The 18,008-nt window shown below is 68.1% G+C and carries 26 protein-coding genes; 25 read left to right on the forward strand and 1 reads right to left on the reverse strand.

Going from position 1 to position 18,008, the window contains the following annotated elements; all coding sequences use genetic code 11:
* Window position 1: 1 nt before the first annotated feature.
* The 3 genes from rpsG to tuf all read left to right on the forward strand — a co-directional run bounded on the left by rpsG (window position 2) and on the right by tuf (window position 3,982).
* Window positions 2-472: a 30S ribosomal protein S7 gene (gene rpsG / locus CP977_RS20570; protein ID WP_015035567.1), complete on the forward strand. Its 471-nt coding sequence runs from the start codon at window positions 2-4 to the stop codon at window positions 470-472.
* A 39-nt stretch (window positions 473-511) separates the two neighbouring features.
* Window positions 512-2,638 carry an elongation factor G gene (gene fusA, locus CP977_RS20575; RefSeq protein WP_062752784.1) on the forward strand — a complete coding sequence of 709 codons (2,127 nt, stop codon included), beginning with the start codon at window positions 512-514 and terminating at the stop codon, window positions 2,636-2,638.
* 150 nt (window positions 2,639-2,788) lie between these two features.
* Window positions 2,789-3,982, forward strand: coding sequence for an elongation factor Tu (gene tuf, locus CP977_RS20580; RefSeq protein WP_030208973.1), 1,194 nt, complete (start codon window positions 2,789-2,791; stop codon window positions 3,980-3,982).
* Between the two features lie 107 nt (window positions 3,983-4,089).
* Here tuf and CP977_RS20585 read toward each other — a convergent pair whose 3' ends face one another.
* Entirely contained in the window at window positions 4,090-6,078 is a 1,989-nt protein-coding gene (locus CP977_RS20585) for a PIG-L family deacetylase (protein ID WP_152370632.1), read from the reverse strand.
* 310 nt (window positions 6,079-6,388) lie between these two features.
* Between CP977_RS20585 and gdhA the strand changes: the two genes are divergently transcribed.
* The 22 genes from gdhA (at window position 6,389) to rplO (ending at window position 17,862) form a co-directional block, all read left to right on the forward strand.
* Complete coding sequence (gene gdhA / locus CP977_RS20590; protein ID WP_062752780.1) at window positions 6,389-7,756, forward strand: NADP-specific glutamate dehydrogenase; 1,368 nt, start codon at window positions 6,389-6,391, stop codon at window positions 7,754-7,756.
* Between the two features lie 438 nt (window positions 7,757-8,194).
* Window positions 8,195-8,503: a 30S ribosomal protein S10 gene (gene rpsJ / locus CP977_RS20595; protein ID WP_003948644.1), complete on the forward strand. Its 309-nt coding sequence runs from the start codon at window positions 8,195-8,197 to the stop codon at window positions 8,501-8,503.
* Between the two features lie 13 nt (window positions 8,504-8,516).
* Window positions 8,517-9,161 carry a 50S ribosomal protein L3 gene (gene rplC / locus CP977_RS20600; protein ID WP_062756924.1) on the forward strand — a complete coding sequence of 215 codons (645 nt, stop codon included), beginning with the start codon at window positions 8,517-8,519 and terminating at the stop codon, window positions 9,159-9,161.
* A gap of 7 nt (window positions 9,162-9,168) precedes the next feature.
* On the forward strand, window positions 9,169-9,819 hold the full coding sequence (rplD, locus tag CP977_RS20605; protein WP_062752778.1) for a 50S ribosomal protein L4: 651 nt from the start codon (window positions 9,169-9,171) through the stop codon (window positions 9,817-9,819).
* Window positions 9,819-10,142 (forward strand): 50S ribosomal protein L23, encoded by a 324-nt coding sequence (gene rplW, locus CP977_RS20610; RefSeq protein ID WP_030208983.1) that lies wholly within the window; start codon window positions 9,819-9,821, stop codon window positions 10,140-10,142. Before rplD ends, rplW begins: the two co-directional genes overlap by 1 nt.
* Before the next feature lie 39 nt (window positions 10,143-10,181).
* Window positions 10,182-11,018, forward strand: a complete 837-nt coding sequence (rplB, locus tag CP977_RS20615; protein ID WP_030208986.1) for a 50S ribosomal protein L2 — start codon at window positions 10,182-10,184, stop codon at window positions 11,016-11,018.
* Between the two features lie 12 nt (window positions 11,019-11,030).
* Window positions 11,031-11,312: a 30S ribosomal protein S19 gene (gene rpsS / locus CP977_RS20620; RefSeq protein WP_015035577.1), complete on the forward strand. Its 282-nt coding sequence runs from the start codon at window positions 11,031-11,033 to the stop codon at window positions 11,310-11,312.
* A gap of 42 nt (window positions 11,313-11,354) precedes the next feature.
* The gene (rplV, locus tag CP977_RS20625) at window positions 11,355-11,702 is read left to right on the forward strand and encodes a 50S ribosomal protein L22 (protein ID WP_062752775.1); all 348 of its coding nucleotides are present in this window, start codon (window positions 11,355-11,357) and stop codon (window positions 11,700-11,702) included.
* Window positions 11,702-12,550: a 30S ribosomal protein S3 gene (gene rpsC / locus CP977_RS20630; protein WP_017239578.1), complete on the forward strand. Its 849-nt coding sequence runs from the start codon at window positions 11,702-11,704 to the stop codon at window positions 12,548-12,550. The genes rplV and rpsC overlap by 1 nt, the downstream gene beginning before the upstream one ends.
* A gap of 5 nt (window positions 12,551-12,555) precedes the next feature.
* Window positions 12,556-12,975, forward strand: coding sequence for a 50S ribosomal protein L16 (rplP, locus tag CP977_RS20635; RefSeq protein ID WP_015035580.1), 420 nt, complete (start codon window positions 12,556-12,558; stop codon window positions 12,973-12,975).
* A complete protein-coding gene (gene rpmC / locus CP977_RS20640) occupies window positions 12,975-13,199 on the forward strand; it encodes a 50S ribosomal protein L29 (protein ID WP_017239580.1) in 225 nt (74 codons plus the stop codon). Before rplP ends, rpmC begins: the two co-directional genes overlap by 1 nt.
* A complete protein-coding gene (gene rpsQ / locus CP977_RS20645) occupies window positions 13,199-13,480 on the forward strand; it encodes a 30S ribosomal protein S17 (protein ID WP_030208995.1) in 282 nt (93 codons plus the stop codon). The genes rpmC and rpsQ overlap by 1 nt, the downstream gene beginning before the upstream one ends.
* 99 nt (window positions 13,481-13,579) lie before the next feature.
* Window positions 13,580-13,948, forward strand: a complete 369-nt coding sequence (gene rplN, locus CP977_RS20650) for a 50S ribosomal protein L14 (protein ID WP_003956455.1) — start codon at window positions 13,580-13,582, stop codon at window positions 13,946-13,948.
* A gap of 2 nt (window positions 13,949-13,950) precedes the next feature.
* Window positions 13,951-14,262 carry a 50S ribosomal protein L24 gene (rplX, locus tag CP977_RS20655; protein ID WP_030208998.1) on the forward strand — a complete coding sequence of 104 codons (312 nt, stop codon included), beginning with the start codon at window positions 13,951-13,953 and terminating at the stop codon, window positions 14,260-14,262.
* Window positions 14,259-14,816, forward strand: a complete 558-nt coding sequence (rplE, locus tag CP977_RS20660) for a 50S ribosomal protein L5 (RefSeq protein WP_104860432.1) — start codon at window positions 14,259-14,261, stop codon at window positions 14,814-14,816. Before rplX ends, rplE begins: the two co-directional genes overlap by 4 nt.
* A 5-nt stretch (window positions 14,817-14,821) precedes the next feature.
* Window positions 14,822-15,007, forward strand: a complete 186-nt coding sequence (locus CP977_RS20665; RefSeq protein WP_003948630.1) for a type Z 30S ribosomal protein S14 — start codon at window positions 14,822-14,824, stop codon at window positions 15,005-15,007.
* A 220-nt stretch (window positions 15,008-15,227) separates the two neighbouring features.
* Entirely contained in the window at window positions 15,228-15,626 is a 399-nt protein-coding gene (rpsH, locus tag CP977_RS20675) for a 30S ribosomal protein S8 (RefSeq protein ID WP_030209003.1), read from the forward strand.
* A gap of 21 nt (window positions 15,627-15,647) precedes the next feature.
* Window positions 15,648-16,187, forward strand: a complete 540-nt coding sequence (rplF, locus tag CP977_RS20680; protein WP_062752773.1) for a 50S ribosomal protein L6 — start codon at window positions 15,648-15,650, stop codon at window positions 16,185-16,187.
* 4 nt (window positions 16,188-16,191) lie between these two features.
* Window positions 16,192-16,575 (forward strand): 50S ribosomal protein L18, encoded by a 384-nt coding sequence (rplR, locus tag CP977_RS20685; protein WP_030209008.1) that lies wholly within the window; start codon window positions 16,192-16,194, stop codon window positions 16,573-16,575.
* Between the two features lie 45 nt (window positions 16,576-16,620).
* Window positions 16,621-17,223 (forward strand): 30S ribosomal protein S5, encoded by a 603-nt coding sequence (rpsE, locus tag CP977_RS20690; RefSeq protein ID WP_015035588.1) that lies wholly within the window; start codon window positions 16,621-16,623, stop codon window positions 17,221-17,223.
* Window positions 17,223-17,405 (forward strand): 50S ribosomal protein L30, encoded by a 183-nt coding sequence (gene rpmD / locus CP977_RS20695; RefSeq protein WP_015035589.1) that lies wholly within the window; start codon window positions 17,223-17,225, stop codon window positions 17,403-17,405. Before rpsE ends, rpmD begins: the two co-directional genes overlap by 1 nt.
* Window position 17,406: 1 nt before the next feature.
* Complete coding sequence (gene rplO, locus CP977_RS20700; RefSeq protein WP_030209011.1) at window positions 17,407-17,862, forward strand: 50S ribosomal protein L15; 456 nt, start codon at window positions 17,407-17,409, stop codon at window positions 17,860-17,862.
* Window positions 17,863-18,008: the final 146 nt, after the last annotated feature.

Consider the following 18,008-nt stretch of genomic DNA (forward strand, 5'->3'; position numbering starts at 1 on the left):
AATGCCTCGTAAGGGCCCCGCCCCGAAGCGCCCGGTCATCATCGACCCGGTCTACAGCTCTCCTCTTGTCACCTCGCTGATCAACAAGATCCTGCTGGACGGCAAGCGTTCCACCGCCGAGCGCATCGTGTACGGCGCCATGGAGGGTCTTCGCGAGAAGACCGGCCAGGACCCGGTCATCACGCTGAAGCGCGCGCTGGAGAACGTCAAGCCGGCCCTCGAGGTCAAGTCCCGCCGTGTCGGTGGCGCCACCTACCAGGTGCCGATCGAGGTCAAGCCGGGCCGCGCGTCCACGCTCGCCCTCCGCTGGCTCGTCGGTTACTCCCGCGCCCGTCGCGAGAAGACGATGACCGAGCGCCTCATGAACGAGCTCCTCGACGCCTCGAACGGCCTCGGTGCTGCCGTCAAGAAGCGTGAGGACACGCACAAGATGGCCGAGTCCAACAAGGCCTTCGCGCACTACCGCTGGTAGTCGCAACCCACATCGAGACCGAGAGAAGACTGAGCCGATATGGCTACCACTTCGCTTGACCTTGCCAAGGTGCGCAACATCGGCATCATGGCTCACATCGACGCGGGCAAGACGACCACCACCGAGCGGATCCTGTTCTACACCGGTGTCTCGTACAAGATCGGTGAAGTCCACGACGGCGCTGCCACGATGGACTGGATGGAGCAGGAGCAGGAGCGCGGCATCACGATCACGTCCGCCGCGACGACCTGCCACTGGCCGCTCGAGAATGTCGATCACACGATCAACATCATCGACACGCCGGGCCACGTCGACTTCACCGTCGAGGTGGAGCGTTCGCTGCGCGTGCTCGACGGTGCTGTCACCGTGTTCGACGGTGTGGCCGGCGTCGAGCCCCAGTCCGAGACCGTCTGGCGTCAGGCGGACCGCTACGGCGTTCCGCGTATCTGCTTCGTCAACAAGCTCGACCGCACCGGCGCCGACTTCCTGCGCTGCGTCGACATGATCGTGGGCCGCCTCGGCGCCACCCCGATCGTCATGCAGCTCCCGATCGGTGCCGAGGCCGACTTCCAGGGCGTCGTCGACCTGGTCCGCATGAAGGCGCTCGTCTGGTCCGCCGAGGCCAGCAAGGGCGAGATGTACGACGTCGTCGACATCCCGGCCGAGCTGACCGAGCTGGCCGACGAGTACCGCGCCAAGCTGGTCGAGACCGTCGCGGAGAACGACGAGGAGCTCATGGAGCTCTTCCTCGAGGGCGTCGAGCCCACCGAGGAGCAGCTGTACGCGGCTGTCCGTCGCATCACCATCGCCTCCGGCAAGGGCGGCGAGACCACGGTCACCCCCGTGTTCTGCGGCACCGCCTTCAAGAACAAGGGCGTCCAGCCCCTGCTCGACGCGGTCGTGCGCTACCTCCCCTCGCCCCTGGACGTCGAGGCCATCGAGGGCCAGGACGTCAAGGACCCCGAGGTCGTCGTCCGGCGCAAGCCGTCCGACGAGGAGCCGCTGTCGGCGCTCGCGTTCAAGATCGCGAGCGACCCGCACCTCGGCAAGCTCACCTTCGTCCGGATCTACTCCGGTCGCCTGGAGGCCGGCACCGCGGTGCTGAACTCCGTCAAGGGCAAGAAGGAGCGCATCGGCAAGATCTACCGCATGCACGCGAACAAGCGTGAGGAGATCGACTCGGTGGGCGCCGGCGACATCGTCGCCGTCATGGGCCTCAAGCAGACCACCACCGGTGAGACGCTGTGCGACGAGAAGAACCCGGTCATCCTGGAGTCCATGGACTTCCCGGCGCCGGTCATCCAGGTCGCCATCGAGCCCAAGTCCAAGGGTGACCAGGAGAAGCTGGGTGTCGCCATCCAGCGTCTCGCGGAGGAGGACCCCTCCTTCCAGGTCCACTCGGACGAGGAGACCGGCCAGACCATCATCGGTGGCATGGGCGAGCTCCACCTCGACATCCTCGTCGACCGCATGCGTCGCGAGTTCAAGGTCGAGGCGAACGTCGGCAAGCCGCAGGTCGCGTACCGCGAGACGATCCGCAAGACCGTCGAGCGCGTGGACTACACCCACAAGAAGCAGACCGGTGGTACCGGTCAGTTCGCCAAGGTGCAGATCGCGATCGAGCCCATCGAGGGTGGCGACGCCTCCTACGAGTTCGTGAACAAGGTCACCGGTGGCCGCATCCCGAAGGAGTACATCCCTTCGGTCGACGCGGGTGCGCAGGAGGCCATGCAGTTCGGCATCCTGGCCGGCTACGAGATGACCGGCGTCCGCGTCATTCTTCTCGACGGTGGCTACCACGAGGTCGACTCCTCCGAGCTCGCGTTCAAGATCGCCGGTTCGCAGGCCTTCAAGGAGGCCGCGCGGAAGGCTTCGCCGGTCATCCTCGAGCCCATGATGTCCGTCGAGGTCACCACGCCCGAGGACTACATGGGTGAGGTCATCGGCGACATCAACTCCCGCCGTGGCCAGATCCAGGCCATGGAGGAGCGCAGCGGCGCTCGCGTCGTGAAGGGCCTCGTGCCCCTTTCGGAGATGTTCGGCTACGTCGGAGACCTCCGCAGCAAGACCTCGGGTCGCGCAAGCTACTCGATGCAGTTCGACTCCTACGCCGAGGTTCCGCGGAACGTCGCCGAGGAGATCATCGCGAAGGCCAAGGGCGAGTAACTCTTCCGAGTCCACGCTTTAGGCTTGACCCAGTCACCGGGGCCCGGTCCCCGAAACCCGAGGAATCGGACCCCGGTTGACTGGCATCCCAGCAAAGATCACCTGGCGCCGATGAAGCAAGGCGTTCAGAACCACTCCAGGAGGACCCCAGTGGCGAAGGCGAAGTTCGAGCGGACTAAGCCGCACGTCAACATCGGCACCATCGGTCACATCGACCACGGTAAGACGACCCTCACGGCCGCCATTACCAAGGTGCTGCACGACGCGTACCCGGACCTGAACGAGGCCTCGGCCTTCGACCAGATCGACAAGGCTCCCGAGGAGCGCCAGCGCGGTATCACGATCTCGATCGCGCACGTCGAGTACCAGACCGAGTCGCGTCACTACGCCCACGTCGACTGCCCCGGTCACGCGGACTACATCAAGAACATGATCACGGGTGCCGCGCAGATGGACGGCGCCATCCTCGTGGTCGCCGCCACCGACGGCCCGATGCCGCAGACCAAGGAGCACGTGCTCCTGGCCCGCCAGGTCGGCGTTCCGTACATCGTCGTCGCCCTGAACAAGGCCGACATGGTGGACGACGAGGAGATCCTGGAGCTCGTCGAGCTCGAGGTCCGTGAGCTCCTCTCCGAGTACGAGTTCCCGGGCGACGACCTGCCGGTCGTCCGCGTCTCGGCGCTCAAGGCGCTCGAGGGCGACAAGGAGTGGGGCGAGAAGCTCCTCGGCCTCATGCACGCCGTGGACGAGTCCATCCCGCAGCCCGAGCGTGACGTCGACAAGCCGTTCCTGATGCCGATCGAGGACGTCTTCACGATCACCGGTCGTGGCACCGTCGTCACCGGTCGTATCGAGCGTGGTGTCCTCAAGGTCAACGAGACCGTCGACATCATCGGCATCAAGACCGAGAAGACCACCACCACGGTCACCGGCATCGAGATGTTCCGCAAGCTGCTCGACGAGGGCCAGGCCGGTGAGAACGTCGGTCTGCTCCTCCGTGGCATCAAGCGCGAGGACGTCGAGCGCGGCCAGGTCATCATCAAGCCCGGCTCGGTCACCCCGCACACCAAGTTCGAGGCCCAGGCCTACATCCTGTCGAAGGACGAGGGTGGCCGTCACACCCCGTTCTTCAACAACTACCGCCCGCAGTTCTACTTCCGTACCACGGACGTGACCGGCGTCGTGACCCTCCCCGAGGGCACCGAGATGGTCATGCCGGGCGACAACACCTCCATGTCCGTCGAGCTGATCCAGCCCGTCGCCATGGAGGAGGGCCTGAAGTTCGCCATCCGTGAGGGTGGCCGGACCGTCGGCGCCGGCCAGGTCGTCAAGATCACCGCCTGATCTTGCACTGACCTGGTGACTCGCAGGAGTCGCTGAGCAGCAAGGGGAAGCCCCGCACCGGAAGGTGCGGGGCTTCTTCGCGTTCCCGGAGTCGTGCCCCGGAGCCTTTACGGCTTCCAGCTCCAGGGCCGCCCGTCCGCGCCGAGCCCCACCACGGTCGCGCCCCGCGCCCCCAGGTGCAGCGCGGCCGGAGTCGCCGCCCCGCCCCTCGCCGTACGGACCCGGGTCCGGCCCCCGGCCCGCAGCACCGTCCGGCCGCGCGCGTCCGTGCCGAGCAGCACGGTGCCGAGCGCCGCCGACCGCGCGGCGACCACCTCCCCGTACCCGTCGAGACCGGTGTCGCCGGCCGGGCCGAGCAGCCGGGCGTCCGCCGGGGGACGGTGGAACAGCTCGCCGTCCGCGCTCGCCGGCGCGGACCCGGAGAGCGGCAGCCGCTCCCGCCGCTCCCGCCCGTCCACCCAGTGCCGTACGGACTCCCGGCCCGCCGCGTACACGTGGACGCGTCCCGCCGCGTCCACCGAGACGGCCGGGCCGTCCTGGACCTCGGCTTCCCCGGGGAGCGTCCGCCACGGGCCCCAGGAGCCGTCGGCCGCCCGGACCCGGGTCGAGAGGCGCTTGTCCGCGTTCCGTACGAAGAGGTGGACCCGGCCGTCGGGGGCCGCGACCGCTACCGGGGAGCCGATCCTGCGCCCCCGGTCGTCCCCGCGCTCCGGGTTCCCCAGGTCCCGCCAGGGGAGGAACGGGCCGCCGGGGGACCGCTGTTCGAGGAGGACGACCTCGCGCCGGTTGGCGCCGCCGTGCCCGTCGAGCGCGGCGAACCGCACCCCGAGGAGCAGCACCCGGCCGTCGGGCAGGACCGCGGAGCCGAGCGCCGGGGCGAGCGGGCCGCCGCCCAGGTCCTCCGGATCGCCCCAGACGCCGCCGGGCGTCGACTCGCGCCAGCGGACCGCGCGCAGGCCCAGGACCCCGTACGCCGCGAGCCGGCCGTCCGGCTCCTCGGCGAGGGCCGGGCGGGCGCCGGGCCAGCGGTGGTGGGTGGAGCGGACCCAGCCCTTGCGGTTGGTCAGCGGGCGGTCGCCGCCGACGCCGTAGTCGCCGCAGCCCGAGGGGTTCCCGCACTGCCAGGAGGGGTCGCCGCCGTACGGGACGAGCCGGGCCGCCTTCTCCTCGAGGACGCCCGGGGGGAGGTTCTTGGGCCAGTGCCGGTTGTAGTAGCCGCGGAAGGACGTCGTCGTGAACGCCGGTATCGGCTCGCCGTCCCGGACCGCGTCCGAGACCCGGCGGCACAGCGCCGCCCAGGTGAAGCAGGCGACCGCCGTGTGGTCCCCGTGGTCGGCGTAGCCGGGCTGCTCGGAGTCCCGCCGCCGGGTGGCCTCGTCGCTGTGCTGGACGTCCGGGTCGGGGTCCAGGGTGTGCACCACGGTGGGCCGGTAGCGGGCGAGCAGCCCTGCGAGGACGCCGACCAGGCCGTCGTAGTCGTAGGTGTCCACGCGGGTGACGGGGGAGCCGGCGGACAGATGGGTCCGCAGCTCCAGGGCGCGGTCCTCCCAGAGCGCGGGCAGGGCCATGTACCGGCGGAGGGTGTGCATCGGCAGGTTGAGGAAGACCAGCTCGACCCGGCGCCCGCCGTGCACCAGGGTGTCGACCTCGGCCCGCCGGCCGCCGGGGAGCGCCAGCGTCCCCCGCCGCCACGGCGTGAACAGCGGCAGGCCGAGCGCCGCCGCGTACGACTGGCGCAGGCCCTGGTGGCGGGCGGCGGAGTAGGCGGCCCGGTCCGGGGGCGTCTCGGGCATGCCCGCGATCCGGTTGACGCCGGTGTGCTCGCCGGCCGTCACGTACACGGAGACGAGCGGGACGCCCGCGTCGAGCAGCCGCTGCGAGTCCGGGTTCATGAAGTACAGGTCGTCGTCCGGGTGCGCGGCGAACTGCATCAGGAGCGCCCGGCGGGCCGGTGCGGAGGCGATCGGCTTCCCCGGCGCCGGATCGGCGGTCGGCGCGCTCCGGCGCGGCGCCGGTACGGAACACCCGGCGGCGGCCGCGGTGGCGGCGAGGGCGGTGGCGAGCACCGTCCGTCGGCGGGGTCGGGTGTGCTGCACTGCGGGGCCCTTCGCTCGGCGGTCCCCTGGAAGACGGAAATCCGTGCGAAGGGGTTGTGCGTGTGCGAGGGAGCCGTGTGCGCGGGAGGAGGAGAGGAGGGGTGTACGAGGGGTTCCCGGCCGTCTCGGATGGCGGACCCCGGCGTCCGCTTACTGGTGCTTGCATTCACATGGATGTAACAGTGGGCACGGCGGCGGGGACGACGGAGTCCCGGAGCGGCCGTCCATCCCTCCCCGCGCGCGGCAACGGCGCCGAGCGCTCCCACCCGGTTCTCCGCCGGCGTACAGCCGTGCCAGAAGGGGGTTCCACGTGCCGAACCGACCCGACCCGCAGCCCGCCCGCTCCACCCTCGACGCCCTCCGCGCCGAGATCGAGCACCGCAATCCGGCCCAGCCCGAGTTCCACCAGGCCGTCCACGAGGTGCTCGACAGCCTCGCCCCGGTGCTCGCGGCCCGGCCCGAGTTCGCCGAGCCGGGGCTCCTGGAGCGGATCGTCGAGCCCGAGCGGCAGATCGTCTTCCGGGTGCCGTGGCAGGACGACCGGGGCCGTACGCACGTCAACCGGGGCTTCCGCGTCGAGTTCAACAGCGCCCTCGGCCCGTACAAGGGCGGCCTGCGCTTCCACCCCTCCGTGAACCTGGGGATCGTCAAGTTCCTCGGCTTCGAGCAGATCTTCAAGAACGCCCTGACCGGGCTCGGCATCGGCGGCGGCAAGGGCGGCAGCGACTTCGACCCGCACGGGCGCAGCGACGCCGAGGTCATGCGGTTCTGCCAGTCGTTCATGACCGAGCTGTACCGGCACCTCGGCGAGCACACCGACGTGCCGGCCGGTGACATCGGCGTCGGCGGCCGGGAGATCGGCTACCTCTTCGGCCAGTACCGGCGGATCACCAACCGCTGGGAGGCCGGCGTCCTCACCGGCAAGGGCACGGGCTGGGGCGGCTCCGCGATCCGCCCGGAGGCCACCGGGTACGGCAGCGTGCTCTTCACGGCGGCGATGCTCCGCGAGCGCGGCGAGGACCTGGAGGGCCAGACGGCCGTCGTCTCCGGCTCCGGCAACGTGGCGCTGTATACGATCGAGAAGCTGCTCGCCCTCGGCGCCAACCCGCTCACCTGCTCCGACTCCAGCGGTTACGTGTACGACGACAAGGGCATCGACCTCGCCCTGCTGAAGCGGATCAAGGAGGTCGAGCGCGGCCGGGTCGCCGACTACGCCGAGCGCCGGGGCGCCTCCGCGCGCTTCGTGCCCGGCGGCCGGGTCTGGGAGGTCCCCGCCGACGTCGCCCTGCCGTCCGCGACGCAGAACGAGCTGGACGAGAACGACGCGGCGACCCTGGTCCGCAACGGCGTGAAGGCCGTCGCCGAGGGCGCCAACATGCCCACCACGGCGGAGGCGGTCCACCTGTTCCAGCGGGCCGGCGTCGCCTTCGGCCCGGGCAAGGCCGCCAACGCGGGCGGCGTGGCCGTCAGCGCCCTGGAGATGGCCCAGAACCACTCCCGCACGTCCTGGAGCGCGGAGAGGGTGGAGGCGGAGCTGGCCGACATCATGACCTCGATCCACACCGCCTGCCACGAGACGGCCGAACGGTACGGCGCGCCGGGCGACTACGTCACCGGCGCCAACATCGCGGGCTTCGAACGGGTCGCCGAGGCGATGCTGGCGCAGGGCGTCATCTGATCCCCGGGGCCGATGGAGGGGCGCACGGCTTCGGCGCGTGCGCCCCGGCGCATAGGTGTACGTGACGTGGGGTACAGTCTTGGACCCCGATTGGCGGCGGGATGGCCGCGTATGGCAGACTGTCGGGGTTGCTCGGTTGAGTGCCGATGCTGCGCGCCTCCCGTCGGGAGGACCGGAAGCGAGTCCCACAGTACTCGTCGCCCCTCGTCAGGGGCGGACGTACGGGAATCTTCTGGGAAGCGTCAGCGGGGTACCGGCCAGGCACTCGGTGGGTGTCTGCCCCCGGCTCGCGGTCTCGGGACCGCGCCCCCTTGGTTGGGAAATCCTCAGGGACTTCTACGTAGAGGGAGCGCGACACGCCCGACCGCGTGGGTCGGAGGCAGAGTCGTGAGAGCCCCCGGGTCCAGAGCGTTACGAGACAAAGGACTACTAGTAGCCATGGCGGGACAGAAGATCCGCATCCGGCTCAAGGCCTACGACCACGAGGTCATCGACTCCTCGGCGAAGAAGATCGTCGAGACGGTGACCCGCACTGGTGCGTCGGTCGCGGGCCCGGTGCCGCTGCCCACTGAGAAGAACGTGTACTGCGTCATCAAGTCGCCGCACAAGTACAAGGACTCGCGCGAGCACTTCGAGATGCGCACGCACAAGCGCCTCATCGACATCCTCGACCCCACGCCGAAGACCGTCGACTCGCTCATGCGTCTCGACCTGCCGGCGGGCGTCGACATCGAGATCAAGCTCTGAGGTGACGCGCGAGATGGCTAAGAACATCAAGGGCATCCTGGGCGAGAAGCTCGGCATGACGCAGGTCTGGGACGAGAACAACCGGGTCGTCCCGGTGACCGTCGTCAAGGCCGGCCCCAATGTCGTGACCCAGGTGCGTACGAACGACACCGACGGCTACGAGTCGGTCCAGATCGCCTTCGGCGAGATCGACCCGCGCAAGGTGAACAAGCCCCTCAAGGGCCACTTCGCCAAGGCCGACGTCACCCCGCGCCGCCACCTGGTGGAGCTCCGCACCGCTGACGCCTCCGAGTACACGCTCGGCCAGGAGATCACCGCCGAGGTCTTCGAGGCCGGCGTGAAGGTCGACGTCACCGGCAAGAGCAAGGGCAAGGGCTTCGCCGGTGCGATGAAGCGCCACAACTTCCGTGGTGGCAAGGCGTCGCACGGTGCCCACCGCGTGCACCGCAAGCCCGGTTCCATCGGTGGCTGCGCCACCCCGGGCCGTGTCTTCAAGGGCATGAAGATGGCTGGTCGCATGGGCAACGAGCGTGTGACCACCCAGAACCTGACCGTCCACGCCGTTGACGCCGAGAAGGGTCTGCTGCTCATCAAGGGCGCCGTCCCCGGCCCCAACGGTGGCCTCGTCCTGGTCCGCACCGCGGCCAAGGGGGTTTGAGGAACCGATGAGCACCATTGACATCCTTTCGCCGGCAGGCGACAAGGCCGGGACCGTCGAGCTCCCCGCGGAGATCTTCGGCGCCAAGGTCAGCGTCCCGCTGATCCACCAGGTCGTCGTCGCGCAGCTGGCCGCGGCCCGTCAGGGCACGCACAAGACCAAGACCCGTGGCGAAGTCCGCGGTGGTGGCAAGAAGCCTTACCGCCAGAAGGGCACCGGCCGCGCCCGTCAGGGTTCGACCCGCGCCCCGCAGTTCGCCGGTGGTGGCGTCGTCCACGGCCCGCAGCCGCGTGACTACTCGCAGCGGACCCCGAAGAAGATGAAGGCCGCCGCCCTCCGCGGTGCCCTCTCGGACCGGGCCACGCACTCCCGCATCCACGTCGTCACCGGCGTGGTCGAGGGTGAGGTCTCCACCAAGGCCGCCAAGACGCTGTTCGGCAAGATCTCGGAGCGCAAGAACCTGCTCCTGGTCGCCGAGCGCTCCGACGAGGCCGCGTGGCTGTCCGCTCGTAACCTGCCCCAGGTGCACATCCTGGAGCCGGGCCAGCTCAACACGTACGACGTGATCGTCTCCGACGACGTGGTCTTCACCAAGGCCGCCCTCGAGTCCTTCGTGTCTGGCCCCCAGACCGCTGAGACCGAAGGGAGCGACGCCTGATGAGCGAGGCCGTCGTCACCAGCAAGACCTTCTCGGACCCGCGTGACATCCTCGTCAAGCCGGTCGTCTCGGAGAAGAGCTACGCCCTGCTCGACGAGAACAAGTACACGTTCATCGTCGCGCCCGGCTCCAACAAGACCCAGATCAAGCAGGCCGTCGAAGCGGTCTTCTCGGTCAAGGTCACCGGGGTCAACACGATCAACCGCCAGGGCAAGCGCAAGCGCACCCGCACCGGTTTCGGCAAGCGCGCCAACACCAAGCGCGCCATCGTGACCCTTGCTGAGGGCAACCGAATCGACATCTTCGGCGGCCCGACCGCCTGACGGCGGTCGAGTCGTCCGATATCGGACGAGGACTGAGAAATGGGTATCCGCAAGTACAAGCCGACTACGCCGGGCCGTCGTGGCTCCTCCGTAGCCGACTTCGTCGAGATCACGCGGTCCACGCCGGAGAAGTCGCTGGTCCGCCCCCTGCACAGCAAGGGCGGCCGTAACAACACCGGTCGTGTGACCGTCCGTCACCAGGGCGGTGGCCACAAGCGCGCCTACCGCGTGATCGACTTCCGTCGTCACGACAAGGACGGCGTGCCGGCCAAGGTCGCTCACATCGAGTACGACCCCAACCGCACCGCGCGCATCGCGCTGCTCCACTACGTGGACGGCGAGAAGCGCTACATCATCGCCCCCAAGGGTCTGACGCAGGGTGACCGCGTCGAGAACGGCCCCGGCGCGGACATCAAGCCCGGCAACAACCTGGCGCTCCGCAACATCCCGGTCGGTACCACGATCCACGCGATCGAGCTCCGTCCCGGTGGCGGCGCCAAGTTCGCGCGCTCGGCCGGTGCCTCCGTGCAGCTGCTGGCGAAGGAGGGCACGATGGCCCACCTCCGCATGCCCTCCGGCGAGATCCGCCTGGTCGACGCCCGCTGCCGCGCCACCATCGGCGAGGTCGGCAACGCCGAGCAGTCGAACATCAACTGGGGCAAGGCCGGACGCAAGCGCTGGCTGGGTGTTCGCCCGACCGTCCGCGGTGTGGCGATGAACCCGGTCGACCACCCGCACGGTGGTGGTGAGGGCAAGACCTCCGGTGGTCGCCACCCGGTCTCCCCGTGGGGTCAGAAGGAGGGTCGTACTCGTTCGCCGAAGAAGGCTTCGAACAAGTACATCGTCCGCCGCCGCAAGACGAACAAGAAGCGCTAGGAGCGGGTTTAGATGCCGCGCAGTCTCAAGAAGGGACCCTTCGTCGACGGCCACCTCGTCAAGAAGGTGGACGCCCAGAACGAAGCCGGTACCAAGAACGTCATCAAGACCTGGTCCCGTCGCTCGATGATCATCCCGGCCATGCTCGGCCACACGATCGCGGTGCACAACGGCAAGACCCACATTCCGGTGTTTGTCACCGAGTCGATGGTCGGCCACAAGCTCGGCGAGTTCTCGCCGACGCGCACCTTCCGGGGTCACGTGAAGGACGACCGGAAGTCGAAGCGCCGCTAGTAGCGGGGTGGAATGACCATGACAGACACTGGAAGGACAACCATGGAAGCCAGGGCCCAGGCGCGGTACATCCGCGTCACGCCCATGAAGGCCCGCCGCGTGGTGGACCTTATCCGTGGCATGGACGCCACGGAGGCTCAGGCGGTCCTGCGTTTCGCCCCGCAGGCCGCGAGCGTGCCGGTCGGCAAGGTGCTGGACAGCGCCATTGCCAACGCCGCGCACAACTACGACCACAGTGACGCCACTTCGCTGTACATCAGCGAGGCGTACGTGGATGAGGGCCCGACCCTGAAGCGGTTCCGTCCGCGCGCCCAGGGCCGTGCCTACCGGATCCGTAAGCGGACCAGCCACATCACCGTGGTCGTCAGCAGCAAGGAAGGAACCCGGTAATGGGCCAGAAGGTTAACCCGCATGGGTTCCGGCTCGGCATCACCACGGACTTCAAGTCCCGCTGGTACGCCGACAAGCTGTACAAGGACTACGTCAAGGAAGACGTCGCCATCCGCCGGATGATGACGTCCGGCATGGAGCGCGCCGGCATCTCGAAGGTGGAGATCGAGCGCACCCGTGACCGTGTGCGTGTGGACATCCACACCGCGCGTCCCGGCATCGTCATCGGCCGCCGCGGCGCCGAGGCCGACCGCATCCGCGGCGACCTCGAGAAGCTCACGGGCAAGCAGGTCCAGCTGAACATCCTCGAGGTCAAGAACCCCGAGATGGACGCCCAGCTGGTCGCCCAGGCCGTCGCCGAGCAGCTCTCCTCCCGCGTCTCCTTCCGCCGTGCCATGCGCAAGAGCATGCAGGGCACCATGAAGGCCGGCGCCAAGGGCATCAAGATCCAGTGCGGCGGTCGCCTCGGCGGCGCCGAGATGTCCCGCTCGGAGTTCTACCGCGAGGGCCGCGTGCCCCTGCACACGCTCCGCGCGAACGTCGACTACGGCTTCTTCGAGGCCAAGACGACCTTCGGCCGCATCGGCGTGAAGGTCTGGATCTACAAGGGCGACGTCAAGAACATCGCCGAGGTCCGCGCCGAGAACGCCGCGGCCCGTGCCGGCAACCGCCCGGCCCGTGGCGCCGGCGCCGGCGACCGCCCGGCCGGCCGTGGTGGCCGCGGTGGCGAGCGTGGCGGCCGCGGCCGCAAGCCGCAGCAGCAGTCCGCGCCGGCTGCGGAGGCCCCCAAGGCCGACGCTCCCGCCGCCGCTGCCGCTCCGGCTGAGAGCACCGGAACGGAGGCCTGACCGACATGCTGATCCCCCGTAGGGTCAAGCACCGCAAGCAGCACCACCCCAAGCGCTCTGGCATGAGCAAGGGTGGTACGCAGGTCGCGTTCGGCGAGTACGGCATCCAGGCCCTCACGCCGGCGTACGTGACCAACCGCCAGATCGAGGCGGCCCGTATCGCGATGACCCGCCACATCAAGCGTGGCGGCAAGGTCTGGATCAACATCTACCCGGACCGCCCCCTCACGAAGAAGCCCGCCGAGACCCGCATGGGTTCCGGTAAGGGTTCTCCCGAGTGGTGGATCGCGAACGTCAAGCCGGGTCGGGTGATGTTCGAACTGTCCTACCCGAACGAGAAGATCGCGCGCGAGGCTCTGACCCGTGCGGCTCACAAGCTGCCGATGAAGTGCAAGATCGTCAAGCGCGAGGCAGGTGAGCTGTGATGTCGGCCGGTACCAAGGCGTCCGAGCTGCGCGAGCTGGGCAACGAGGAGCTTCTCAACAAGCTCCGCGAGGCCAAGGAAGAGCTGTTCAACCTCCGCTTCCAGGCGGCGACGGGCCAGCTCGAGAACCACGGTCGGCTCAAGTCCGTCCGTAAGGACATCGCCCGGATCTACACCCTGATGCGTGAGCGCGAGCTGGGCATCGAGACGGTGGAGAACGCCTGATGAGCGAGAGCAACGTGACTGAAAAGACCGAGCGCAACGCTCGCAAGGTCCGCGAGGGCCTGGTCGTCAGCGACAAGATGGACAAGACCGTCGTCGTCGCTGTCGAGGACCGCGTCAAGCACGCGCTGTACGGCAAGGTCATCCGCCGTACCAACAAGCTCAAGGCCCACGACGAGCAGAACGCCGCCGGCATCGGTGACCGCGTCCTCCTGATGGAGACCCGGAAGCTGTCCGCCACGAAGCACTGGCGCGTCGTCGAGATCCTCGAGAAGGCCAAGTAATCACCTGAAGGGTTTCCTTCAGGTTCAGTTCCGCCAGGCTCGGTCGGGGCTTCCGCGTGAAGCCCCGGCCGGGAACCGGCAGACAATCAGGAGATAGACGTGATCCAGCAGGAGTCGCGACTGCGTGTCGCCGACAACACTGGTGCCAAGGAAATCCTTTGCATCCGTGTTCTCGGTGGCTCGGGTCGCCGCTACGCGGGCATCGGTGACGTCATCGTCGCCACCGTCAAGGACGCGATCCCCGGTGGCAACGTGAAGAAGGGTGACGTCGTCAAGGCGGTCATCGTTCGCACCGTCAAGGAGCGCCGCCGCCAGGACGGCTCGTACATCCGCTTCGACGAGAACGCCGCCGTCATCCTCAAGAACGACGGCGACCCTCGCGGCACCCGTATCTTCGGCCCGGTCGGCCGTGAGCTGCGCGAGAAGAAGTTCATGAAGATCATCTCGCTCGCGCCGGAGGTGCTGTAAGCATGAAGATCAAGAAGGGCGACCTGGTCCAGGTCATCACCGGTAAGGACAAGGGCAAGCAGGGCAAGGTCGTCACGGCCTTCCCCCGCGAGAACCGCGTCCTCGTCGAGGGTGTCAACCGGGTCAAGAAGCACACCAAGGCCGGCCCCTCGCAGGCCGGCGGCATCGTCACGACCGAGGCCCCGATCCACGTGAGCAACGTTCAGCTCGTCGTGGAGAAGGACGGCAAGAAGGTCGTCACGCGTGTCGGTTACCGCTTCGACGACGAGGGCAACAAGATCCGCGTTGCCAAGCGGACGGGTGAGGACATCTGATGGCTACCACCACTCCGCGTCTCAAGACGAAGTACCGCGAGGAGATCGCGGGCAAGCTGCGTGAGGAGTTCTCGTACGAGAACGTCATGCAGATCCCCGGCCTCGTGAAGATCGTGGTCAACATGGGTGTCGGCGACGCCGCCCGTGACTCGAAGCTGATCGACGGCGCGATCCGCGACCTCACGACGATCACCGGTCAGAAGCCGGCCGTCACGAAGGCCCGCAAGTCCATCGCGCAGTTCAAGCTCCGCGAGGGCCAGCCGATCGGCGCCCACGTCACGCTCCGTGGCGACCGCATGTGGGAGTTCCTGGACCGCACCCTGTCGCTCGCGCTCCCGCGCATCCGCGACTTCCGCGGCCTGTCCCCCAAGCAGTTCGACGGCCGTGGCAACTACACCTTCGGTCTCACGGAGCAGGTCATGTTCCACGAGATCGACCAGGACAAGATCGACCGTGTCCGGGGTATGGACATCACCGTGGTGACCACGGCGACCAACGACGACGAGGGCCGTGCCCTTCTGCGTCACCTCGGCTTCCCGTTCAAGGAGGCGTAAGCGAGATGGCGAAGAAGGCTCTCATCGCGAAGGCTGCCCGCAAGCCCAAGTTCGGCGTGCGCGGTTACACGCGCTGCCAGCGCTGTGGTCGTCCCCACTCCGTGTACCGCAAGTTCGGCCTGTGCCGCGTGTGCCTTCGTGAGATGGCTCACCGTGGCGAGCTGCCGGGCGTGACCAAGAGCTCCTGGTAATCCCCTTCTGTCCATAGGACGTTAGGGATTCCCGGAGTCTCTCGGTAAGCATTGGGTCGGCGGAGGCCCACCCCCGCATGCCTTAGGCTTGTGGGGTTGGGCGTCCGCCGCCCGTACGACTTACTACGCCGTAGGTCCCCGCGCCGCACCCGTCCCGCCCCTGTGTGGGGAGAGGGATGGCGCACTGGAAACCCCGGCGAGAGAGGCCGAAGGCCAATTCATGACCATGACTGATCCGATCGCAGACATGCTCACGCGTCTGCGTAACGCGAACTCGGCATACCACGACACCGTGACGATGCCGCACAGCAAGATCAAGTCTCACATCGCGGAGATCCTCCAGCAGGAGGGCTTCATCACGGGCTGGAAGGTCGAGGACGCCGAGGTCGGCAAGAACCTCGTCCTCGAGCTCAAGTTCGGTCCGAACCGTGAGCGCTCCATCGCGGGCATCAAGCGGATCTCGAAGCCGGGCCTCCGGGTCTACGCGAAGTCCACCAACCTGCCGAAGGTCCTCGGCGGCCTGGGCGTGGCGATCATCTCCACGTCCCACGGTCTCCTGACCGGCCAGCAGGCAGGCAAGAAGGGCGTAGGTGGGGAAGTCCTCGCCTACGTCTGGTAGTCGGGAACGGAGGAATAGCTAATGTCGCGTATTGGCAAGCTGCCTATCCAGGTTCCCGCCGGCGTGGACGTCACCATCGAGGGCCGCACGGTCACGGTGAAGGGTTCCAAGGGCACCCTGAGCCACACCGTCGCCGCGCCGATCGAGATCGTCAAGGGTGAGGACGGCGTTCTCAACGTCTCCCGCCCGAACGACGAGCGTCAGAACAAGGCCCTCCACGGCCTGTCCCGCACGCTGGTGGCCAACATGATCACCGGCGTGACCCAGGGTTACGTCAAGGCGCTCGAGATCAGCGGTGTCGGTTACCGCGTCGCCGCGAAGGGCTCCAACCTGGAGTTCCAGCTCGGTTACAGCCACCCGATCCTGGTCGAGGCCCCCGAGGGCATCTCGTTCAAGGTCGAGTCGCCGACCAAGTTCTCGGTCGAGGGCATCGACAAGCAGAAGGTCGGCGAGGTCGCCGCCAACATCCGCAAGCTGCGCAAGCCCGACCCGTACAAGGCCAAGGGCGTCAAGTACGCGGGCGAGGTCATCCGCCGCAAGGTCGGAAAGGCTGGTAAGTAAAGCCATGGCATACGGTGTGAAGATCGCCAAGGGCGACGCCTACAAGGGCGCCGCCAAGAAGCGCCGCCACATCCGCATCCGCAAGAACGTGTCGGGTACGGCGGAGCGTCCGCGCCTCGTCGTGACGCGTTCCAACCGCGGCATCACCGCTCAGGTCATCGACGACCTCAAGGGTCACACCCTTGCGTCGGCGTCGACCCTGGACGCGTCGATCCGCGGTGGCGAGGGCGACAAGTCCGCGAAGGCCAAGCAGGTCGGTTCCCTGGTCGCCGAGCGCGCCAAGGCCGCCGGCGTCGAGGCCGTGGTGTTCGACCGCGGTGGCAACAGGTACGCCGGGCGCATTGCCGCTCTGGCTGACGCCGCCCGCGAAGCCGGGCTGAAGTTCTGAGCCCCGGTTCCGGGACCAACGGACGTAACAGAGAGAGGTAATCCAATGGCTGGACCCCAGCGCCGCGGAAGCGGTGCCGGTGGCGGCGAGCGGCGGGACCGGAAGGGCCGCGACGGTGGCGCTGCCGCCGAGAAGACCGCGTACGTTGAGCGCGTCGTCGCGATCAACCGCGTCGCCAAGGTTGTCAAGGGTGGTCGTCGCTTCAGCTTCACCGCGCTGGTCGTGGTGGGCGACGGTGACGGCACCGTAGGTGTCGGTTACGGCAAGGCCAAGGAAGTTCCCGCGGCCATCGCCAAGGGCGTCGAGGAAGCCAAGAAGAACTTCTTCAAGGTTCCCCGCATCCAGGGCACCATCCCGCACCCGATCCAGGGCGAGAAGGCCGCGGGCGTCGTCCTGCTCAAGCCGGCTTCCCCCGGTACCGGTGTGATCGCCGGTGGCCCGGTGCGCGCCGTCCTCGAGTGCGCCGGCGTTCACGACATCCTGTCGAAGTCGCTCGGCTCCGACAACGCGATCAACATCGTGCACGCGACCGTGGAGGCCCTCAAGGGCCTGCAGCGTCCCGAGGAGATCGCGGCCCGCCGCGGTCTGCCCCTCGAGGACGTCGCCCCCGCGGCTCTGCTCCGTGCGCGTGCAGGGGCGGGTGCGTAATGGCTCGCCTCAAGGTCACGCAGACGAAGTCGTACATCGGCAGCAAGCAGAACCACCGCGACACCCTGCGTTCGCTCGGCCTCAAGAAGGTCAACGACGTGGTTGTCAAGGAGGACCGCCCCGAGTTCCGCGGCATGGTGCACACCGTCCGCCACCTCGTGACGGTCGAGGAGGTTGACTGACATGGCGGAGAACAACCCGCTGAAGGCCCACAACCTCCGTCCCGCCCCCGGTGCCAAGACCGCGAAGACCCGTGTCGGTCGTGGTGAGGCGTCGAAGGGTAAGACGGCCGGTCGTGGTACGAAGGGCACGAAGGCCCGCTACCAGGTTCCGGAGCGCTTCGAGGGCGGGCAGATGCCCCTCCACATGCGCCTCCCGAAGCTGAAGGGCTTCAAGAACCCCTTCCGCACCGAGTACCAGGTCGTGAACCTGGACAAGCTGGCCGCGCTCTACCCGCAGGGTGGCGAGGTCACGGTGGCCGACCTGGTCGCCAAGGGTGCGGTGCGCAAGAACCAGCTCGTCAAGGTCCTGGGCCAGGGCGAGGTCTCCGTGGCGCTGCAGGTGACGGTCGACGCCGTCTCCGGCTCCGCCAAGGAGAAGATCGCCGCCGCCGGCGGCACCGTCACCGAGCTCGTCTGAGACGACTGCTCGATGGCTTGAACATCCGACCGGGGATGCCTCTCAAAAGGGGCATCCCCGGTTGGTCGTTCCTAGGGGGGCATGGTCGCCGGTAAGGTGGCGTGCACTGTCCAGGCTCCATGCGGTATGCCCGCACGGAGCCGACG

The organism is Streptomyces cinereoruber (genome assembly GCF_009299385.1).
GTDB lineage: Bacteria > Actinomycetota > Actinomycetes > Streptomycetales > Streptomycetaceae > Streptomyces > Streptomyces bikiniensis.

What these genes read in the sequence shown, in the direction of transcription:
- rpsG (WP_015035567.1), top strand. Translation starts at nt 2, where the DNA reads ATGCCTCGTAAGGGCCCCGCCCCGAAGCGCCCGGTCATCATCGACCCG.
- fusA (WP_062752784.1), top strand. Translation starts at nt 512, where the DNA reads ATGGCTACCACTTCGCTTGACCTTGCCAAGGTGCGCAACATCGGCATC.
- rpsJ (WP_003948644.1), top strand. Translation starts at nt 8,195, where the DNA reads ATGGCGGGACAGAAGATCCGCATCCGGCTCAAGGCCTACGACCACGAG.
- rplC (WP_062756924.1), top strand. Translation starts at nt 8,517, where the DNA reads ATGGCTAAGAACATCAAGGGCATCCTGGGCGAGAAGCTCGGCATGACG.
- rplD (WP_062752778.1), top strand. Translation starts at nt 9,169, where the DNA reads ATGAGCACCATTGACATCCTTTCGCCGGCAGGCGACAAGGCCGGGACC.
- rplW (WP_030208983.1), top strand. Translation starts at nt 9,819, where the DNA reads ATGAGCGAGGCCGTCGTCACCAGCAAGACCTTCTCGGACCCGCGTGAC.
- rplB (WP_030208986.1), top strand. Translation starts at nt 10,182, where the DNA reads ATGGGTATCCGCAAGTACAAGCCGACTACGCCGGGCCGTCGTGGCTCC.
- rpsS (WP_015035577.1), top strand. Translation starts at nt 11,031, where the DNA reads ATGCCGCGCAGTCTCAAGAAGGGACCCTTCGTCGACGGCCACCTCGTC.
- rplV (WP_062752775.1), top strand. Translation starts at nt 11,355, where the DNA reads ATGGAAGCCAGGGCCCAGGCGCGGTACATCCGCGTCACGCCCATGAAG.
- rpsC (WP_017239578.1), top strand. Translation starts at nt 11,702, where the DNA reads ATGGGCCAGAAGGTTAACCCGCATGGGTTCCGGCTCGGCATCACCACG.
- rplP (WP_015035580.1), top strand. Translation starts at nt 12,556, where the DNA reads ATGCTGATCCCCCGTAGGGTCAAGCACCGCAAGCAGCACCACCCCAAG.
- rpmC (WP_017239580.1), top strand. Translation starts at nt 12,975, where the DNA reads ATGTCGGCCGGTACCAAGGCGTCCGAGCTGCGCGAGCTGGGCAACGAG.
- rpsQ (WP_030208995.1), top strand. Translation starts at nt 13,199, where the DNA reads ATGAGCGAGAGCAACGTGACTGAAAAGACCGAGCGCAACGCTCGCAAG.
- rplX (WP_030208998.1), top strand. Translation starts at nt 13,951, where the DNA reads ATGAAGATCAAGAAGGGCGACCTGGTCCAGGTCATCACCGGTAAGGAC.
- CP977_RS20665 (WP_003948630.1), top strand. Translation starts at nt 14,822, where the DNA reads ATGGCGAAGAAGGCTCTCATCGCGAAGGCTGCCCGCAAGCCCAAGTTC.
- rpsH (WP_030209003.1), top strand. Translation starts at nt 15,228, where the DNA reads ATGACCATGACTGATCCGATCGCAGACATGCTCACGCGTCTGCGTAAC.
- rplF (WP_062752773.1), top strand. Translation starts at nt 15,648, where the DNA reads ATGTCGCGTATTGGCAAGCTGCCTATCCAGGTTCCCGCCGGCGTGGAC.
- rplR (WP_030209008.1), top strand. Translation starts at nt 16,192, where the DNA reads ATGGCATACGGTGTGAAGATCGCCAAGGGCGACGCCTACAAGGGCGCC.
- rpsE (WP_015035588.1), top strand. Translation starts at nt 16,621, where the DNA reads ATGGCTGGACCCCAGCGCCGCGGAAGCGGTGCCGGTGGCGGCGAGCGG.
- rpmD (WP_015035589.1), top strand. Translation starts at nt 17,223, where the DNA reads ATGGCTCGCCTCAAGGTCACGCAGACGAAGTCGTACATCGGCAGCAAG.
- rplO (WP_030209011.1), top strand. Translation starts at nt 17,407, where the DNA reads ATGGCGGAGAACAACCCGCTGAAGGCCCACAACCTCCGTCCCGCCCCC.